17 protein-coding genes and 3 pseudogenes are annotated in these 18,175 nt (G+C 71.7%); 10 read left to right on the top strand and 10 right to left on the bottom strand.

The genetic code is table 11. The annotated features are described in order from the left end of the window. Nucleotides 1–40 precede the first annotated feature (40 nt). The 3 genes and pseudogenes from IEZ11_RS45015 to IEZ11_RS45000 form a co-directional block, all read left to right on the top strand. Complete coding sequence (locus IEZ11_RS45015) at nt 41–181, top strand: hypothetical protein (RefSeq protein WP_189268863.1); 141 nt, start codon at nt 41–43, stop codon at nt 179–181. Nucleotides 182–207: 26 nt separating this feature from the next. After that, complete coding sequence (locus IEZ11_RS45010; protein ID WP_189268913.1) at nt 208–1,371, top strand: MFS transporter; 1,164 nt, start codon at nt 208–210, stop codon at nt 1,369–1,371. Next, nucleotides 1,332–1,838: pseudogene (locus IEZ11_RS45000) on the top strand (SDR family NAD(P)-dependent oxidoreductase); the annotation flags it as partial. The gene IEZ11_RS45010 and the pseudogene IEZ11_RS45000, both read left to right, overlap by 40 nt. A gap of 65 nt (nt 1,839–1,903) precedes the next feature. Here the strand turns inward: IEZ11_RS45000 and IEZ11_RS44995 are convergent. Further along, on the bottom strand, nt 1,904–2,569 hold the full coding sequence (locus tag IEZ11_RS44995; protein ID WP_189268862.1) for a hypothetical protein: 666 nt from the start codon (nt 2,567–2,569) through the stop codon (nt 1,904–1,906). A gap of 774 nt (nt 2,570–3,343) precedes the next feature. On the opposite strand from IEZ11_RS44995, the gene IEZ11_RS44985 reads away from it, so the two are divergent. Continuing rightward, a complete protein-coding gene (locus tag IEZ11_RS44985; RefSeq protein WP_189268861.1) occupies nt 3,344–3,757 on the top strand; it encodes a VOC family protein in 414 nt (137 codons plus the stop codon). A 73-nt stretch (nt 3,758–3,830) separates the two neighbouring features. On the opposite strand, the gene IEZ11_RS44980 is transcribed toward IEZ11_RS44985, so the two are convergent. Beyond that, nucleotides 3,831–4,763, bottom strand: a complete 933-nt coding sequence (locus IEZ11_RS44980; RefSeq protein ID WP_189268860.1) for a DMT family transporter — start codon at nt 4,761–4,763, stop codon at nt 3,831–3,833. Between the two features lie 559 nt (nt 4,764–5,322). On the opposite strand from IEZ11_RS44980, the gene IEZ11_RS44975 reads away from it, so the two are divergent. After that, nucleotides 5,323–5,814, top strand: coding sequence for a hypothetical protein (locus IEZ11_RS44975; RefSeq protein ID WP_189268916.1), 492 nt, complete (start codon nt 5,323–5,325; stop codon nt 5,812–5,814). Nucleotides 5,815–5,939: 125 nt separating this feature from the next. On the opposite strand, the gene IEZ11_RS44970 is transcribed toward IEZ11_RS44975, so the two are convergent. From IEZ11_RS44970 to IEZ11_RS44960, 3 genes are all read right to left on the bottom strand, one after another. Continuing rightward, complete coding sequence (locus tag IEZ11_RS44970; RefSeq protein ID WP_189268859.1) at nt 5,940–6,503, bottom strand: CGNR zinc finger domain-containing protein; 564 nt, start codon at nt 6,501–6,503, stop codon at nt 5,940–5,942. 523 nt (nt 6,504–7,026) lie between these two features. Further along, nucleotides 7,027–8,097, bottom strand: coding sequence for an alpha/beta fold hydrolase (locus IEZ11_RS44965; RefSeq protein WP_189268858.1), 1,071 nt, complete (start codon nt 8,095–8,097; stop codon nt 7,027–7,029). 543 nt (nt 8,098–8,640) lie between these two features. Further along, nucleotides 8,641–9,258, bottom strand: a complete 618-nt coding sequence (locus IEZ11_RS44960) for a TetR/AcrR family transcriptional regulator (RefSeq protein WP_189268857.1) — start codon at nt 9,256–9,258, stop codon at nt 8,641–8,643. Nucleotides 9,259–9,546: 288 nt separating this feature from the next. Between IEZ11_RS44960 and IEZ11_RS44955 the strand changes: the two genes are divergently transcribed. Both IEZ11_RS44955 and IEZ11_RS44950 read left to right on the top strand, forming a co-directional pair. After that, the gene (locus tag IEZ11_RS44955) at nt 9,547–10,725 is read left to right on the top strand and encodes a YbfB/YjiJ family MFS transporter (protein WP_189268911.1); all 1,179 of its coding nucleotides are present in this window, start codon (nt 9,547–9,549) and stop codon (nt 10,723–10,725) included. An 897-nt stretch (nt 10,726–11,622) separates the two neighbouring features. Beyond that, entirely contained in the window at nt 11,623–12,174 is a 552-nt protein-coding gene (locus tag IEZ11_RS44950) for a YbhB/YbcL family Raf kinase inhibitor-like protein (protein WP_189268856.1), read from the top strand. A gap of 136 nt (nt 12,175–12,310) precedes the next feature. On the opposite strand, the gene IEZ11_RS44945 is transcribed toward IEZ11_RS44950, so the two are convergent. After that, nucleotides 12,311–12,964, bottom strand: coding sequence for a mycothiol-dependent nitroreductase Rv2466c family protein (locus tag IEZ11_RS44945; protein ID WP_189268855.1), 654 nt, complete (start codon nt 12,962–12,964; stop codon nt 12,311–12,313). An 87-nt stretch (nt 12,965–13,051) separates the two neighbouring features. Between IEZ11_RS44945 and IEZ11_RS44940 the strand changes: the two are divergent. Next, a pseudogene (locus IEZ11_RS44940) lies at nt 13,052–13,357 on the top strand (DsbA family protein); the annotation flags it as partial. A gap of 133 nt (nt 13,358–13,490) precedes the next feature. Here the strand turns inward: IEZ11_RS44940 and IEZ11_RS44935 are convergent. Beyond that, nucleotides 13,491–14,411 (bottom strand): helix-turn-helix transcriptional regulator, encoded by a 921-nt coding sequence (locus IEZ11_RS44935; protein ID WP_189268854.1) that lies wholly within the window; start codon nt 14,409–14,411, stop codon nt 13,491–13,493. A gap of 213 nt (nt 14,412–14,624) precedes the next feature. On the opposite strand from IEZ11_RS44935, the gene IEZ11_RS44930 reads away from it, so the two are divergent. After that, nucleotides 14,625–15,599: an aldo/keto reductase gene (locus IEZ11_RS44930; protein WP_189268853.1), complete on the top strand. Its 975-nt coding sequence runs from the start codon at nt 14,625–14,627 to the stop codon at nt 15,597–15,599. On the opposite strand, the gene IEZ11_RS52665 is transcribed toward IEZ11_RS44930, so the two are convergent. Further along, nucleotides 15,593–15,955 carry a hypothetical protein gene (locus IEZ11_RS52665; RefSeq protein WP_373295063.1) on the bottom strand — a complete coding sequence of 121 codons (363 nt, stop codon included), beginning with the start codon at nt 15,953–15,955 and terminating at the stop codon, nt 15,593–15,595. The two genes, IEZ11_RS44930 and IEZ11_RS52665, sit on opposite strands and share 7 nt — an antisense overlap. Here IEZ11_RS52665 and IEZ11_RS44920 point away from each other — a divergent pair. Then, nucleotides 15,872–16,119, top strand: a pseudogene (locus IEZ11_RS44920) (hypothetical protein). The gene IEZ11_RS52665 and the pseudogene IEZ11_RS44920 sit on opposite strands and share 84 nt — an antisense overlap. A 49-nt stretch (nt 16,120–16,168) precedes the next feature. On the opposite strand, the gene IEZ11_RS44915 reads toward IEZ11_RS44920, so the two are convergent. After that, nucleotides 16,169–16,462: a DUF1330 domain-containing protein gene (locus tag IEZ11_RS44915; protein WP_189268852.1), complete on the bottom strand. Its 294-nt coding sequence runs from the start codon at nt 16,460–16,462 to the stop codon at nt 16,169–16,171. 34 nt (nt 16,463–16,496) lie between these two features. Beyond that, the gene (locus IEZ11_RS51565) at nt 16,497–16,952 is read right to left on the bottom strand and encodes an MFS transporter (protein WP_229713753.1); all 456 of its coding nucleotides are present in this window, start codon (nt 16,950–16,952) and stop codon (nt 16,497–16,499) included. Nucleotides 16,953–18,175 lie beyond the last annotated feature (1,223 nt).

Genomic DNA, 18,175 nt, shown 5'->3' with positions numbered 1-18,175 from the left:
GGGAGGAGCGGGCCGAGCTTCAGGCGTTACATTTCCGTCTGTGTCCAGCAAGTTCTCGAAACAGGCGGGCGGCCGGGCGGCCGGGGCCGGTGAACGGCTCAAGCAGTGCGGCGCCGCTCGCCAGGGCTGTGCCGCGCGGTTCTCCGCCGAACCGCACCGGACCCCGGCGGCGGACGGGTGACCGCGCGGCCCGCTCCGCGCCGCCAGATGTGGCCGCTGTACGCGGCCGGGTTCACCACCGCCTTCGGCGCGCACGGCATCGCCGCCAACCTCGGCGGCCACAGCGCGGACGCGGTCACCTCGCTGCTGGTGCTGGGCGGCCTGCTCGCCCTGTACGACGGCGCCGAGGTCGTGCTGAAGCCGGTGTTCGGCACCCTCGCCGACCGGATCGGCGCCCGTCCGGTCCTGCTCGGCGGCCTGGTCGCCTTCGCCCTGGCCTCCGCGCTGTACGTCCTCGCCGACAGCCCCGGCTGGCTCTGGGCCGCCCGCCTCGGCCAGGGAGCCGCGGCCTCCGCCTTCTCCCCGTCCGCCTCGGCCCTGGTCGCCCGGCTCAACCCGGCCGCCAAGCACGGCCGCGCATTCGGCGGTTACGGCTTCTACAAGTCGATCGGCTACACCCTCGGCCCGCTGCTCGGCGGGGTCCTGGTCCGGGCCGGCGGACTGCGGCTGCTCTTCGCCGTCCTCGCGGTGCTCGGTGTGACGGTCGCCGTCTGGGCCGCGCTCGCCGTCCCGGCCGTACCGCCCCTGCCCAGGGTTCGGCAGACGCTCCTCGACCTGGCCCGTCGGCTCACCGAACCGGTGTTCCTCGCCCCGACCGCCGCGCTGGCCGCCGCCACCGCGGCGCTGTCGGTCGGGGTCGGGTTCCTGCCGGTGTCCGGTCGTGCGGCGGGGCTGGGCACGGTCGCCACCGGGGCGGCCGTGTCGGTGCTCGCCGCGACCGCCGCACTGGTCCAGCCCCGAGCCGGACGCGCTCTGGACGCGGGGCGCCTGACGACTCGCACCGGCCTCACCGCCGGTCTGCTGCTCACCGCCGCCGGCCTGGCCTGCGCCATGCTGCCCGGTCTCGTCGGCATCCTCACCGCCGCCGTCCTGACCGGCGCCGGTACCGGGCTGATCACCCCGCTCGGCTTCGCCGCGCTGGCCGCGGGCACCCCCGCGGAGCGCCTCGGCCAGACGATGGGCGCCGCCGAACTCGGCCGCGAACTCGGCGACGCGGGCGGCCCGCTGCTCGTCGCCGCCGTCGCCTCGCTCGCCACCCTCACCTACGGCTACGGGGCGCTCGCGGCCTTGACCGGGCTGGGCGCGGTGGCCGCGCTAGTCCGCCGTCGCCTGCCCGGCCCGACTGGACCACCGCCGTCGACGGCGCTCTGATCTCGAAGACCGACCGGCCGGACCCGCCGGCGCCCGCCATGACCGGCACCGTGCTCGCGGTCATCGCCCAGGGCGCCAAACGCCTCGCCCTGGGCGACCGGGCCTACGAGTACGGTGCGGGGCAGTACCTGCCCCGGTTCCGCGAGCGTGGCAGCGGCGTGATCGTCAACGCGACCTCCAGCGTGGTGCTCGGGCACCTGCCGCTCTCGGCCGGCCACAAGGCGAGCAAGACGGCCGTCGAAGGGTTCACCGCGTCCCTCGCGCTGGAATTCGCACCGTTCGGCGTGTCCGCCAAGACCGTCGAGCCGGGCGCCTGCCTGACAACGAACTTCGCCGCCAGGGCGACGAACGGCACCCCGCTCGACGAGTTGGTCCCGGCGCCGTACGCGCCCTGGGCGAAGCAGGCCATGGCCGAGTTCACGGGCCAGGACCTGTTCACCCAGGAGGGCGACGTCGCCGAGACGGTCCGGCTCGCCCAGGCGAAGGGACGGCGACGCGGAACGTGACCGTCGGGCGCCGTTGACCGGGTGTGCTAGAAGCGCCGTATGCGGAGCAGGAACTGGCAGCCGCCGGAGCGGCCGTCCGCGTCGATGCCGACCGTCACGGGGTTGCCGGCGTAGGCCGTGCGGTACTGCCCCTGGGGCAGGTAGTTGACGCATTGGCCGGCGTCGCCGTCGGGGTAGAACTGCACGTCGAGGCCGACGTCGGAGCGGCCGGACACGGTGAAGGTGAGGTTGCACCAGCCCGCGCGGTTGTCGGTGTCGACCCTGACCGCCTGGCCGAAGGTCCGGAACGTCTGGATCGGCATGCCGTAGGTGCCCTGGTAGTCCCCGCACTGGCCGGCGTCCCCGCCGGAGCTGGGCAGGAACGTGTACGTGATGGAGGCGCCCGCGAGGGTCCCGTCCGGGTCGTAGACGCCGAACGCCAGCTGGCAGCCGCCGGAACGGTTGTCGGTGTCGAACCTGATGGCCTGCGTCCAGTCCGGTGAGGCCGCCCACTGCTGTCCGGTGGTCCCACCGCACTGGCCGGCGTCGCCGTCGGCGTTGAACTGGACACCGATCTCGGGTGCGGCGGCGAGCGGTGCCGCCGTCGCGGCCATCGCGGTGCCGGACAGACCGGCCGTCGTCAGCGCGCCTGCGGTCAGGGCCAGGGCGCAGGCCAGCGTTCTGAGACGGCCGGTCAGCCGTAATCCACTCATGAGGGGTCCCCTTCCAGGGAGTCATGGGTATGCGGGTCCGTACGTGTCGGGGCAGGGGGGCGCTGTCCGAGCGCCCCCCGAACCGGCTCCGACTGGTCCAGACCGAGTATGGCCGCCCCGGCCTCACCGGCATCGCCCGGAACAGGCCATCGCTCCCACAGGGTGACGTACCGGCCAGAACCGCTCCTCTCGGCGCCCCGAGATCATCGAGCTGCACCACGACAAGCACCACGCGTCGTACGCCACGAGCGCCGACGACACGCGCCGTGACCTCCTGGCACCCCCGGAGCGTCCTGCTTCGTGATCGTCTTCTCAACCGTCACCGGCGAGCCGTCCCGTCACCGGCGAGCCGTCCCATGACCGGCGAAGTCCGGCCGGTGACCTCGTCCCGCCCTGCCGGGCACCGCGGTCCTGGAACACCCGGCGCCCACTGGGAGTTCCCGCCTCGCACATGAAAGGAGACAGGTCCCGTACCAGGCCGTCCTGATCTTTGACTCCCTCTGCCCGGTCACGTACGTTCACGACAAGCCGACCGGTCGCTTAGTGGTGGCCCCGGCGGCGCCGCGCCCTCGGAGGTGCCGGTCCGCACGGTCGGACTTCGAGGGTTCCCGTAGTCGGCCTCTCTCCTGGCTGCGGGCGGAGCGGGCGCCGCGTGAGGACATCGCAGGCCGTTTCGCCCGGCTCCCGTCGGTTCATCCGGCGACGGCCGGCCCCGAGCCTGTCCGGACCGCCCAAGGACCGGCGGCCGACAACAAGAGAGGACCGCAACGCATCATGAGCACGTTCACCGGGATCGCCCACATCGCCATCGTGGTACGCGACATGGCCACCAGCGTCGACTGGTACAGGCGCGCACTGGGATTCGAGCCCGTCGGCGAAGTGCGGCCCGGCCCGGCCGAGGCGGGACATCCCCGGCAGGTCATGCGCCACGCCGACAGCGGGCTCACGCTGGCCGTCCACGAGCCCCTGCGACGCAGCGGCGACATGTTCGACGCCTCCCGCACCGGACTCGACCATTTCTCGCTGACCGTCTCCGACCGGACCGCCCTGGACGGCTGGGCCCGGCACCTGGACGACCTCGGAGTGTCGCGTTCGCCCGTGCGGGACGCCGGCTATGCGGAGTTCATCTCGGTGGCCGATCCCGACGGCATCGCCTGGGAGCTGTGGGCCCCCAAGCCGGGGCACTGAACCGGGGCACTGAACCGGGGCACTGAAGACGCCGCGTGCATCGGGCGGACTCCTCGGACTCCCCGCGAGCTGATCAGACGCTGGTGGGTGTCATGTTCCCGCGCTCCGCGCCGTCGGCGGATTTCGCCGGGGCGTCGCGATGGGTGCGTTCGACGGCCTGTCCCCAGTAGGTTCCGACGATCATGAGCATGGCGCCGAGGGCGGCCCAGAGAGTGAGCCGTTCTCCGCCGACGGTGATCCCGATGGCGACCGCCCAGATCGGTTCGGTGCCCAGCAGAAGGCTGGCCCGGCTGGCGGAGGTGCGCAGTATCGCCCAGGTCTGGGCGAGGAAGGCGAAGACGCTGCAGAACAGGGCCAGATAGATCAGTTGCGCCCAGGTGGCGGCGTCGCTGTGCGCCAGGTCGGGCAGGAAGGTGATGGCCGGCGCCGAGAACAGCGCCGAGCCGACGACGGTCTGGACGGTCGTGAGGTGGAGCGGGTCCACGGACCGGCCGGCCGTGAGCCGTCCGACGAGCGCGACGTGGCCGGCCCGGACGACCGCGGCGGCAAGCACCAGCGCATCTCCCAGGCGAGGTGTGTGCAGCCCGGTGCTGGAGGTGAGCAGCCCGACGGCCAGGACACAGAGACCGGCGGCGAGGAAGAACGTCCAGGGCAGCCTGCGACTGCCGGTCCGGTCCAGCATCGGCGTCAGCACAATGGTCAGACTGATGATCAGCCCGGCGTTCGCGGCGCTGGTGTGCGCCACCCCGTAGGTCTCCAGCGTGAGCACGGCCGCCTGGGTGACTCCGAGCAGCGAACCGACGCGCACCTCTGCGCGCTTCCAGCGGCGCGTACGGCGGCGGGAGGCGACCAGGACGCAGCAGGCGAGCGCGGAGATCGCGTACCGGACGAACAGCACCGCCGTGACAGGCAGCGCGACGGTGGCGGTCTTGGCCGAGAGATAGCTGGATCCCCAGACCAGGGCGACCAGGAGAAGTACCGCATCGGTGCGGCGGGCAACGGGCATGCGTCCCACGCTGCACCCTCGCAACGATGAAGAAAACCACCAACCTCTGAATCAAATATGTAGAAGACCTACATCGTCTCGAAACATGTGCGAGGCTCCGGCTCCCACAAGCGAGGTAAGAGGTCGTAGGAGCTCGGTCGCTCGTCATGACAACGCTTCACGCAGGCCGCACGAGTGACGAGCCGTCGGAAGCGCGTGGCTTGCGCGGCGGTCGGTAGGGGCGCCGTTGGAGAAGGACGGCAGCCGGACCGTCCTCGGGGGCGGTGCGCCGGTGACACGTGGAAAGTCGCAGGGGAATTGATGGCTGTACGGATCAGTGGCTATTTCGACCTGTTCAACTTCAAGGACGGCCCGGACTCGCTCCAGGAGCTGCTGTCCGACTGGGCGACCTCCGCCCTCACCTGGAACATGACGTCCCACGGCGAGGAAGGTGTCACGGCCGAATGGTCGCAGACCTGCACCAGCGCCGGTGGCCGGGCCGGGTCGCGCTCCGGAACGGCAGTCGCCCGCTTCGCCCCGGACGGTTCCATCGCGGAGTTGTACGCCTTCCTCGAACGATGTGAGTTTCGCCGACCCGGCCGCATCGGTACGAGGGCACGCGGAACTGAACTCGCTGATCTCCCGGACCCCGGTGATCACCGATTACCGAGTCGGGAGGTATCACGTCACCTTCGATCACCTGCTGTACCGCTGGGACACGAATTTCGCGGACGGAACCAGCTTCGGGGTCCCGGACACCCAGGCAAACTGTGACGTGACCACCTTCGTCACCGCCTTGACTGGTGACGAATCTGGGTGCAGCCTTGTGGTCACCGAACCGGCTGAAGTGGTTCGGTGCGACAAGAGGGAGGTCACCGTGGCCAACGAGTCTGCGACAGACATGGCAGCGGCGGCACGGCTCGCCAGGTTCGGCAAGCTGCCGGAGCGCGTCCAGTTCCATGAAATGGTCGAAGAGAGGAAAGCCGTGCCGAGCGGTGCGGAGATCATCTCCTACAACCCCGAGGGCTCCTGGAACCACTTCTCCTGCCTGGCGTCGGACCTGGGGTTGTGACAGGAGCGGCGCAAGCCGCCCGAGTGGTGCACGCGAGGTGGCGACCACGGCGTGGCCGAGCCTGCGGTAGCCGTCGACCAGGCCGGCGAGTCGGTCGCGTCGGCCCCTCCGTGTGCTGCCGACGGTCAGCCGGCGTCGGCCTGGGGCGCGGTCTTCTTGCGGGCGCGGTAGGCGGCGGCCTTGAACTTGTTGCCGCAGGACTCCATGCCGCACCACTGACGGCGCATCCCTCGGGAGCGGTCGATGTAGATGCGGGTGCACTCGGGGTTGCCGCACTCCTTCAGCAGGGGCATGTCCGGACCGCTGAGCAACTCCACGGCCTGCCGGGCGACGGTGGACAGGGCCTGTTCGGCGTTCGCCTCGGTCCGGCGTCCGGTCCGGGTGAGCTGCGGTGTCGCCGCGGGCCTGCGCGCGGCCCCGTTCAGCCGGCTCAGCGCCTCCTCGTCGTACTCCTGCCCGAGCCGGCGTGCCGTCACCAGTGCGTAGATCGCCTCCCGCACCTCCTTGGCCTCTTCGACGTCGGCCTCGTCGGCGGGCGCGATCGTGTCGACGAGCCCGGACTCGACGAACCAGGCGTCCAGCCGGTCCGGTGTGCCGAACATCTCGAAGCTCACCGTGCGCCGGGCGCGCAAGGTCGCGGCGAAGTCGAGGGCCGGGCTGCCGCAGACGAAAGCATGCGCGTCATTCACGTCACCATTTTGACAGGTGATTCTCGGCATGGGCAAGCGCCGCGGCTCATGTGCGGCCCGGCGTGGCCGGACCGCCCGCGTTCTGCCCCCGTCCGGCCGTCGGAGTGCGCCGTTGACGCCTTTCGCGAAGCTGTGCCGCTGCCAGCACCCCCGTAAGCCGGTGGCGATTTGAGTGTCCCGGCCGTTGCCCGACGGCACCGCATGTGCGCATGTGCGCATGTGCGCGTCGTGATCGGGCACCTGTGCATGGCCTACCGGTATCCCGAGGCCCGGTGCAGGATGCGTACGGGGCACGTGAGCAGGGCCTGGGCCGCGCGGCACCACTCCCGGTGGCTGCCGGCCGACAGCGCGTCCGCCGCTGCCGACGACCCGGACGGCGCCTGACGCGCCGACCGCCCGGAGGTCCGGCGTGTGTCCACGGTCCGTCGATGATGTGCGGGGCCCGAGCCTCGTCGCGCCTCCCGGGCCCGGCGCACGCCGGGCGGTGCGGACGCCTGCGCGGGACGAGCGCGGGTGCCCGGTCTCAGAAACGGCCCACGTCGACGACCGCCTGGGCGAAGGCGGTGGGTGCCTCCTGCGGCAGGTCGTGGCCGATGCCGGTCAGTGTGCGATGGGCGTACGGACCCGTGAACCGGTCGCGGTAGGAAGCCCCGTTGCCGGGTGCGGTGAACGGGTCGCGTTCGGGGTCGAGGGTGATGGTCGGCACCTCGATGACGGGCCGGGTGGCGAGCTGCTTCTCGTAGCGGTCGTAGCGGCGTTCGCCGTCGGCGAGCCCCAGCCGCCAGCGGTAGTTGTGGATCACGATCGCCGCGTAGTCGGGGTTCTCGAACGCGGCGGCCGTGCGCTCGAAGGTGGCGTCGTCGAAGTGCCAGGTGGGGGAGACGGTGTCCCAGACGAGCCGGGCCAGGTCGTGCCGGTCGGTCCTGTCCTCCATGGCGAGGCGGCCCCGCTCGGTGGCGAAGTAGTACTGGTACCACCAGGTGTGTTCGGCCTTGGGGGGCAGCGGCTTCTTCTGTGCCTCGACGTCGGTGATGAGGTAACCGCTCACGGACACCAGTGCCTTGACGCGCTCGGGCCACAGGGCCGCGATGATGTCGGCGGTGCGCGAGCCCCAGTCGAAGCCGGCCAGCAGCGCCTTGTCGATCTTGAGGGCGTTCATCAGGGCGATGATGTCCAGGGCGAACGCCGACTGCTGCGCGTTGCGGACGGTGCGGGAGGACAGGAAGCGCGTCGTGCCGTGGCCGCGCAGGTACGGCACGATGACGCGATAGCCCTGTGCGGCGAGCAGCGGGGCGACGTCGACGTAGCTGTGGATGTCGTAGGGCCAGCCGTGCAGGCAGATGACGACGGGGCCGTGCCCGGGTCCGTCCTCGGCGTAACCGACGTCCAGCGCACCGGCCTTGACCTGCTTCAGCCGGGCGAAGGAGGTGTGCGTGCCGGGGGTCATGGCGGGCACCGTCGGCGTGGGGGTGCCGCCTTGCCGGTGAGCGTGATCGGGTGCGGCCTCCGCGTTCGCCCGGAACCCGGCCAGTGAGGCCGCGGTCGCGCCGGTGCCGATGCCCGCGGCCTTGTTGAAGGTACGCCTGTTGATCATGAGAAGTCTCCGTCATACATGCATACGTAACGAGTGTGCCATGACAGTTCCAGAGTATTCGTCACCAGTCAAACAGGTGACGAATGAAGGTGTGTCCGCCATCGGACGGAGTGATCGCGAGGATGAGGTCACTTCGGCTGCCGACACATATGTCGAATATGTCGAGGGAGAGGCGCCGCCCCCTCCGGCACGTGTGTCGAACACCTGCCTTCCCGATCCTTCAGGAGGACGACGACGAACCGCCCGGCCCGTGAGCGCCTTCGAGGAACTGCCCGAGGTGATGCCGCGCCTGGCCTCCGGAGAGCTGTCGGCGCTGTGCCACCGCATCCGCTGCTCCGACTGACCCCGCACCTGCGGGGAGCGGCGCGGACCGTCCGCGCGAAGCGCTCGCGGGCGGAGGGCGGAGGGCGGCAGGGTCGGCGAAGGCGGCGCCGACCGTGGCGGGTCCGTCCTCGCCCGGCAGCGGACGAGCCGACCCGTGGCGGCCGTCGACGGTGCGGCGCCGCGGGGTCACCGCACCGCACGGCCCCCGCGGCGGCCGGGTCAGACGTGAGTCGGAACCTGCTGCTCCCGCACGCCCAGCAGCGTGCGGCAGTTCGGCCAGAGCGTGCCGAGCTGGGCGGGGTCGTTGTGCAGCTTGGCGAAGAGCACCTGGCCCTCGGTCAGCGCGACCATGGACCGGGCGACGGCGCGGGCGTCGGTCACGGTCACGTCGCCCCGCCGCCTGGCCTCGGTGACGACCGCGGCTACCAGTTCCACCTGGGTCTCGAAGATCTCCTGCAGACGTCGGCGCACGGCGTCGGCCTGATTGCTCATCTCCAGGGAGAGATTCCCGAACATGCACCCGAGGACCGATCCGCAGCCGTCCTTGCCGGCCCGCTGCTGGGTCTCCATGGACTCGAAGAGCTGCCGCAGCCGCTGCAAGGGTTCGGCGCCGCCGTTCAGCGCGCCCTCCCACTCGCGCCGCTCGTCGGCCCAGTGCTGGTCGATCACGGCGAGCGCGAGGGCTTCCTTGGAGTCGAAGAAGTAGTAGAAACTGCCCTTGGGCACGCTGGCCGTCTTGCAGATCTCAGCGACGCCCAGAGCCGAGTAGCCGCGCTCCTCGATCAGCGACCGAGCGGCGGTGAGGATCTTGTTCCTGGCATCACTCGTGCGTCCCATACCCGAAGTATACGACCGATCGACTATCTTGTGCGGGTCACTCGGCGGCGGCCGTCGCCGGTAGGAGGCCGGGGTTCCCAGCAACGAGGAAACGCGTCGTGGATCTCCCCGGGCCGGTGTGTGCAACCTGGGCTCATGGCGAGCAGGCGAGACATCGGCTCCACGGTTCCCGGCACCGGCCGTGAACCGGTCACCGTACCCCCGCGAGACACGTCCTCTGCCGCGAGAGGCGTGCCGCGGTCACCGTGGGTCCACGTCCTGCGGGCCGCGGCAGCGCTGGCGACGGGAATGGGCGTCGGCCGCTTCGTCTACACCCCCGTCCTCCCGCTGATGCACGCCCAGGCCGCACTGTCGGCCGGAGCCGGAGCGGACCTGGCGACCGCGAACTACGCGGGCTATCTGATCGGAGCCCTGGCCGGCACCTTCGTCCCCCGGCTGGTGCGCTCCTCGGCGGTACTGCGCGGCTCGCTGCTGGCACTGATCGCCACGCTGGCCGGCATGCCCCTCACGCACAGCACCACCGGCTGGCTGCTCCTGCGCCTCGGCGCGGGTGCCTTCAGCGCGATGATCTTCGTGACAGCCGCCAGTTCCCTGCTCAGCCGTCTGCGCGAGCACCCGGCCCACCTGCCCGGCTGGGCCTTCGGCGGAGTCGGGGCGGGCATCGCGCTGTCCGGCGTGCTCGTCCTCGTGCTGCGCACCGTCGGCAACTGGCAGACCGCGTGGTGGGCCTCGGCGGCACTGGCCGCGGTACTCACCCTAGGCGCCTGGGGCCTGCGTCCCGAGCCGACTCCCCTGCCCGTCCCCTCGGCGCCGGCACCTCGGGCCGGGTCGAGCGGGCCGCGGACCCACCGCTGGTTCGGCGCCCTGTTCGCGTCCTACACGCTGGAGGGAATCGGCTACATCATCGCCGGCACCTTCCTCGTCGCGGCCATCAACCAGACCTCGCCCGGCTGGATCGGCAGCGGCGCGTGGGTGCTGGTCGGGCTCGCGGCCGTCCCCTCCGCCGCCCTCTGGGCCGGGCTGGGGCGCCGCTGGTCCCGGCCGGACCTGCTGCTGGCCGCGCTCGGCGTCCAGGCCGTGGGCATCGCCCTGCCCGCACTGGTCGGGGGAGTGGCGCCCGCGCTGATCTCCGCGGTGCTGTTCGGCGCCACCTTCATCGGAGTGAGCACCCTGGCCCTGGGGACGGGGACGCATCTGCGGTTCCCGCGTGCCGTCGCCCTGCTGACCGCCGGGTACTCGGGCGGTCAGATCCTCGGCCCACTGGCGGCGACGCCGCTCCTGCACCACGGCTACCACCAGGCTCTGCTCCTGGCCGCCGGCATCGTCCTGGCCGCGGCGCTGGCCGCCTTCGGGCTCCGCATCCGGTTCCCGCACACCATGCCGACGACGCACACGGTGCCGCGTTCCGGACCGGTGCCCGGCCGCGAGCGGATCGCGGCCGAGGCGGAGGCGGCCGCCGAGGTCTGAAGCGAACCTCCGGGGGTGCGGCGCACGTCTCATCTCCGACAGGTCTTCCCGCCGCCGTCGGTGAGGTCGGCCATCTCGGTCAGGGCGGCGCGCGAGCTCCGTCGGTCCCGCCCGGCCGGAAGAGACCGGGGCCCGGTCCTCGCGCCCGGCCGTCTCTCCGGTGACCGGTTCCCCCTGCTCGGCACGGCCGACCGCGTTCGTGCCGGGTCACCTCCGCTCACCTGGCGGGTTCGGTCGAGCCCGACGGGTTTCGGCTCATCGCCGCCGGTCCGACGACGGAAGCCGTGGTCGCCGAGGTGGCCCGGCGCTCCGGCAGCGACATCCTGGCCGGTCGGTCGCCGGAACCGGTCGGAGAGTTCTGCGCCGGAGCCCGTCTCGACCTCTCCGTGGACCAGGCTCTGGCCGAGGCGCGCGAGTGGGAACCGGACATGATCGTGTCGGAGCACTGCGACTGCGCGGGTCGCCGCTCGTCGCCTCCACGCTCAAGGTGCCGACCGTCGTGATGCCCATCGATCCGGCGTGGGAGCCGGACGTCCTGGACGCTCTGGCACCCGCGGTGCGGCCGCTCCTCGCTGCCGTGGCCCGCGGCGACGTGTCGCCGTCGCCCACCGCGTCGACTCGCGCCGCCGACAGTCGCCGCTGCCTGCCTGCGACTTGATCCGTCCGGCAGACCCTGGCAGGTGGGCGGGCTCGGCCGCCGGGGGAGCAGCGGGGTGGGAGCGGTGCCCGGCCGGATCGCCGGGAGGGCATGGGGAGACACCCATCCGCGTGCGCCTAGCTGGAGCCGTGCCTAGGCTGTAGTGCGTTGCGACCGGTTCCCGGGCCGAGGTCCGCGCTCCCGGACACGCCGGTCACAGGACGGTGTGACCTCGCACGGGCGGAAGGACGGAGACGAGCATGCCTCACTCTGTCGATCCCTACGACGCGTTGCCCCCGGTGCCCGCGTTCACGCTGCGCAGCGACGACATCGCCGACGGGAAGACGCTGGACGTGGCGCAGTGCAGTGCCATCTTCGGCAGGCCCGGCGAGGACCGCTCCCCGCACCTGGAATGGAGCGGGTATCCGTCCGGGACCAGGAGCTTCGCGGTCACGTGTTTCGACCCGGATGCGCTGACGGTCAGTGGTTTCTGGCACTGGGCGGCTTACGACATCCCCGCGTCGGTGAACGGACTTGCCGCCGGCGCGGGAGACGCCGACGGTTCGAGCCTGCCCGCCGGGGCGAGGACGCTGACCAACGACGCCGGCCGGCGCGGGTTCCTCGGCGCCGCCCCGGCACCGGGGGAGGAGCCTCACCGGTACATGTTCGTCGTTCACGCGCTCGGCGTCCCCGCCCTCGACGACGTGACGACGACGGCCAGCCCCGCCTGGCTCGGCTTCCGGCTCGTGTCCCACGGTCTGGCACGGGCGAGGCTCACGCCGGTGTTCGGGATCCCCGCGGGATCGGACTGATGACTGATCACTGATCACGTTGTAGTCAGAAGTGCGTCCGGCGGCGTGGGAGCCGGCCCGCGTCCGCGGCGCCGCACGCCGGCCGCCCGTCCGTCCTGCGGCTTCCGCCGTCACCGGAAGCCGGAGGGCACGCGCGTCACCGGAAGTCGGGACCGCCGGTGCGGGTGCGCTTGATCTCGTAGAAGCTCGGCGCGGAGGCCACGGCGAGCACACCGTCCCAGAGCCGGGCGGCGTCCTCGCCCTTGGGGGCGGGGTTCACGACGGGCCCGAAGAACGCGACCGGATCGCCGCTCGGGTCGGTGCCCGGGACGGCGATGATCGGGCTGCCGACGTCCTGGCCGACCAGGGTGATCCCGCGGGCGTGCGACGCGCGCAGCTCCTCGTCGTAACGGTCCGTGCAGCCGGCCGCCGCCAGGTCCGTGGGCAGCCCCGCGTCATGCAGAGCCGCTTCCAGTGTGGCCCGGTTCTTCGGCTGCTGCTCCAGGTGGTACCGGGTCCCCAAGGCGGTGTACAGCGGCTCCAGCGCCTCGGGTCCGTGCAGGAGACGGGCAGCGGTCAGGACACGCACCGGCGCCCAGGCGTCGCCCATCAGCACGCGGATGCGCTCGGGCAGTTCGTCCAGCCGGTTCTCGTTCAGCACGGACAGGCTCATGACGTGCCAGGACACCTCCAAGGGGCGCCGGCCGGCGACGTCGAGGAGCCAGCGGGACGTCAGCCAGGTCCAGGGGCAGACGGGGTCGAACCAGAAATCCACCGGGATCGGTGACTCGGGGGTGGTGGGCGCGGCCATGGGAACTCCTCTTGCCTCTTGCCGTTGCTGCGGTGTCGTCGTGGGCCCGGGGAAAGTCGGGAAAGTCAGCCGTCGGCGCCGAAGCCGGTGGAGGAGCAGGCCGCCGCCCTGGCCCGAGAAGTGGGTCGGGCATTCCGTGTCGGGGGACGCGTCCTCGGGAACACCTTCGACCTGCACCGGCTCGTGCACTGCGCCAAGACCCGTGGCCGGCAGGCCGAGTTCATGGGTCTCGCCTTCCAGGCGAACGTCGCGGAGGAGCGTTCGGTCCACGACCGGGAGACCCGGATCGGTCTCGCTGTCGAAGCGGGCCTGGACGAGGCGGAGGCGAGAGCGGTGCTGGACGACCCGGACGCGTTCGCCGCTGAGGTACGGGCCGATGAGCGGCTGGCGGCTGACCTGGGCGCTGGACCAGGCCTGGGCGGACCGCCCGGCGGCGTGAGGGCTTCGCTCTCGCAGGCCGCTGCCGGACCGCGGCGCGGGCGACGCCGTGCCGCGTGGGCAGGCGGGGAACGGCATGCGGCCCGCGTCAGTGCCGTCCCGGTTCCGGGCCATGGCCAGGGGTCGGCATGTCGGCGCGGTCGACGGACTCGGGGGCGTGCTGGGAGCCGAGCATGTCGAGGAGGAGCATGGCGTCGTGGTCGGGGGTCCGGGGCTCGGCGAAGTAGGCGACGAGGCGGTGACCGGGGGTGCCTTCGAGTTGCATGGTCTGGTAGCCGAGGGTGAGGTCGCCGACCTGGGGGTGGTGGAAGTGTTTGGTGCCGGGGCGGTGCGGGCGCACGTCGTAGCGCTCCCAGAGGCGGGCGAAGTCCTCGCTCTTCAGGAGGAGTTCACCGACGAGCTGGGCGAGGTCGGGAGCGTCGGGGTCGGTGCCGGCCAGTGCGCGCAGGCGGGCCACGCAGCCGCGGATGCGGGTCTCCCACTCGGGGAACACGTCGCGCGCGGCGGGGTGCAGGAAGTAGTAGCGGGCGAGGTTGCGCTGCCTGGCCGGCCAGCTGTCGATGCCCGCGTACAGGTGCAGGCCGCCGGGGTTGGTGGCGAGGATGTCCAGGGTGCGGCTGAGCACGTAGGCGGGGGCGGGCCGCAGGTTCTCCAGCAGCAGCCTGACCCCGGGCCGTACCGTGCGGCTGGGCGCGGTGGGGGGCTCGGGGGCGGTGCGGGCGGCGCGGTCGGCCAGCCGGCGCAGATGCTCGCGCTCGTCCTGCTCCAGGCGCAGGGCGCGGGCGAGGGAGTCGACCACCGCGGGGCTGGGCCGGGTCTCCTTGCCGCGTTCGAGCCGGGTGTAGTAGTCGATGCTGACGCCGGCGAGGGTGGCCAGTTCTTCCCGGCGCAGTCCCGGGGTACGGCGCAGTCCCGGGCCGGCCGGGAGGCCCACCTGGTCCGGGGCGATCTGGGTACGGCGGGCGCGCAGGAACCCCGCCAGGTCGTTACTGTGCTGGTCAGAGCTCATGAGGACAGTGTCGCAGCCCGGTGACCGGGACGAGGGTGCCGTGGGGGGCCGTACCGCTCCCTGGAACGCCGCTCCCCTGCACCGTCCGGCCTGCCACGGGATCCCCGGGAACGCGACAGTGGACGAGCCGCCGGGGACCGTCGATCCAGCGGTTCTCCGCCCACGGGCTGCGATCCGGCAGCCTTCCGTTCCGGTACGAAGGCAGAACACAGCATGCGCACCACCACTCTGGGCACCCACGGACCGCAGGTCGGCGTCATCGGCCTGGGCGCGATGGGAATGACCTTCGCCTACGACATGGCCACCGCCCGTGACGAGGCCACCTCGGTCTCCGTCATCCACCAGGCCCTGGACCTGGGCGTCACCCTGATCGACACCGCCGACGTCTACGGCCCCTACACCAACGAGGAACTCGTCGGCCGGGCCCTGGCCGGCCACCGCGACCGTGCGGTGATCGCCACCAAGGCCGGCATGGAGTGCCTCGACCCCACCGGTGGCCCCGGCGGCGCCCCGCTGGTCAGGCCGAACGGCCGGCCCGAACACATCCGCGCCGCCGTCGACGCCAGCCTGCGCCGCCTGGGCACCGACCACATCGACCTCTACCAGCTCCACCGCGTCGACCCCGAGGTCCCCCTCGAAGAGACCTGGGGTGCCCTCGCCGAGGCCGTCGCCGCCGGCAAGGCCCGCCACATCGGCCTGTCCGAAGTCAGCGTCCAGCAGATCCAGCGCGCCCAGGCCGTCCACCCGGTCACCACCGTGCAGTCCGAGTTCTCCCTCTGGACCCGCGACGTCCAGGCCGAGGTCCTGCCCTACTGCCAGGAGCACGGCATCGGCCTGCTGCCCTACTCCCCGCTCGGCCGCGGCTTCCTCCTCGGCCGCTTCTCCTCCTTCGACGAACTCCCGGAGAACGACCAGCGTCGCCGCCTGCCCCGCTTCCAGCAGGACAACCTGCGCGCCAACCTCGACATCGCGGCCCAGGTCCGCGAAGTGGCCGACCGTGTCGGCGCCACCCCGGCGCAGGTGGCCCTCGCCTGGCTCGTCGCCCAGGGCGAGCACGTGGTGCCCATCCCCGGTACCAAGACCCCCGGGTACCTCGCCGACAACGTCGGCGGCGCCGACATCCGGCTGTCCGCGGCCGACCTCGCGGACCTCGACGCCATCCCGGCCCCCGTCGGAGCCCGCTACTGAACGCCCCGCCCCGGCGCCGCGCTGCCCGATCCGAAGCCACAGGCAGCGGTGCTGGTGGGGCAGGCGGCGCGGTGAGCGCGGGCTGAAGGGACCGGGAGACGCGAGGAGGAGACAGCGGTGTTCGTGACCCAGTAGAGCGTGATGTCGTCGAGCATCTCGTCCTTGGTCAGTACCCGTTCGGGATGACCGCCGCTGTAGGTCCAGGCGGCGAACTTGCCGTACATCCAGGCAGCGAGTCCGGCGGGGGAGTCCGTGAGTCCGTACCCCTCGGTCTGCAGGCCAAGGCCTACTACGAGCGGGCCGGATTCCGGCCGGACGTCGACTACGCCACCGACGACGGCTACCGGGTGGTGCACCTGACGCCTCCCGGTTCGCAGTGCTCGATCGCGGCACACCCGAGGGACGGGTCAGCGGCCCGGATCCGAAGCGCACCAGCTACGGCTCGTTCGCGGCCTTCCACGACGTGGACGGCAACGGGTGGGCACTGCAGGAGGTCACGACCCGCCTCCCCGGCTGGTGAGTGACCGACAAGCCCACCGAGCTTCAGCGAGGATCCGACTGGACCTCGGTCAGTCGATGCCTTCGACGATGCGGAAGTCGCGCTCGACGCCGTCGGCGAGGGCGGCCAGCGCCTCCTGGTAGGCCGCACTCTCGCGCGCCGCGACCGCCTGCTCGAAGCTGTCGAACTCGATCAGGACGGTGCGCTCGGCGATTCCGGCGTCATGCGCCACGATCCGACCGCCACGGACGAGGACCCGGCCTCCCCCGGCCTGGACGGCCGCAGGAGCCAGCTTGTTGTAAGCAGCCAGCTTCTCGGGGTCCGAAATGGTGCGGTAGACGCTGACCCAGTAGCCCTTGGGCATGGAACCTCCAGTGTGAGGATGAGTGCATCTGAACTTACGGGTTGGTCTCGGACGACCGTCGGCGGGCGAGAGCGAGGCCTGTCAGCGTCGTGATCGCCATGGCGCCGATGCCGACCAGCGCCGCGGTGGTGTAGGCGCTGTCGTCGGGGAAGAGATGGCCGGGCCCGGTGCCCGCGGCGAGGATCAGGCCGCCGATGGCGCTGTCCAGGGAGTACCCGACGCTGCGGACGACGTAGTTGAAGCTCATGGCGCTCGACGTCTCGCTCCTGGGGGTGACGGCCAGGATGACGCCGGGCATCGCGGCCGAGAAGCCGCCGACGCCGCAGCCGAGCACGCCCATCGCCGCGAACAGTTCGGCCAGGTCCGACCGGGCCGCCGCGAACAGGGCGAACCCGCCGCCGACCACGACGGCGCTGCCGGCCAGGAGCAGGGGGTCGGCGAGGCGTGTCCGTACCCGCGGCGTGAGCTTGCCGGCGACGAACCCCAGCACCGAGAACGGGACGAGGACCAGCCCGGCGACGAAGGTCGTCAGCCCGAAGCCGTAGCCTGCGCCGTGCGGCGTGCGGCGTCTGCGCGTACCGGGTGACGAGCGTGAGCAGGAGGTACATGCCGATCCCGCCGACGAACATGGCGAGGTTCGCCCCGGCGACCGCCGGATGCCGCACCGCCCGCACATCGACCAGGGGCGTCGTGCTGCGCAGCTCGATGACGGCCCAGACGCAGAACAGCACCACCGCGACGACGGCGAGGCCCGCCGCCACGGCGAGGTGCCGGCTCCACGGATTCCGTTCGCCGGCGAGGAACAGCACCAGGAGCAGTGCGGCGGCCAGGACGACCGCGCCTGCCACGTCCACGTGGGCCAAACGGCCTTCGGGGGCTTCGGGCACGGCACGCCACGCGGTCAGGAGGGCGGCGGCGGTGACGACCAGGCCGAGGCCGTAGGCGGCCCGTACCCCGCCAGCACGGATCCGCCCGTTCGGGGCGAGGTCGTTCTCGGCATGGACACGCACGGCGAGGCCCATGCCGCCTCTGTGGCCTCCCCGCTGGGGAAGGTCGTGGTTGCCGAGCCCTTTCCGGCCACGGCGGCTGGCTGTCGTTGCGGAGGGCACAGGCACCTTCGGAGCGGGCCTGTTATAGGGGCGTCCGTGATACGTGAGAGGGTCTGAGGCGTGAGTGAGACACCGTCGAACACCCTGCAATACCGCTTTGACGGGCCAGAAGAGGCTCCCGTCCTGATCCTGGGTCCCTCCCTGGGTACCACATGGCACAGGTAGTCGGAACCGTCTTGTGGGGTCCACGTGGTCCAAAGTGGTGCTGATTGTGCAGGTGAGGGCACTGCGGTCCCGGTGCCTCGATGGTGTTCGTGACAGGCAAGTGACAGAACAGGCGATGCGGAGCCCCGCTGGTCGGCGGATTCCAGTGATCATTCCGGCGGGGCTTCGTCGTACGGCTGGGTAAGACGGAATAGGGCTTGTGCTGGACGTCTCGTTGTACTCGGGCTCGCCGCTGTCGAGCACGCGGAGCAGGGAGGCGGTGACGATGCGGGTGCTGAGGCTGACGCGGAGCACACGGCACGGAAACCTCCCTTGGCGAACCAGGTCGTAGCCCTTCGCCATCGAGCACCCCAACGCCTTGGACGCTTCCTCCAGGCTGGGGCTATCAGTGGGTGTTCTGCGGGCCTTCGTCTGATTTCAGTTTGAGTCGGTCGCTGGG

It is taken from the genome of Streptomyces fuscichromogenes (assembly GCF_014645815.1).
In the GTDB taxonomy this organism is placed as follows: Bacteria; Actinomycetota; Actinomycetes; order Streptomycetales; family Streptomycetaceae; genus Streptomyces; species Streptomyces fuscichromogenes.
The sequence above is the reverse complement of the archived record's forward strand: the minus strand, read 5'-3'. Positions and strand labels throughout refer to the sequence as shown.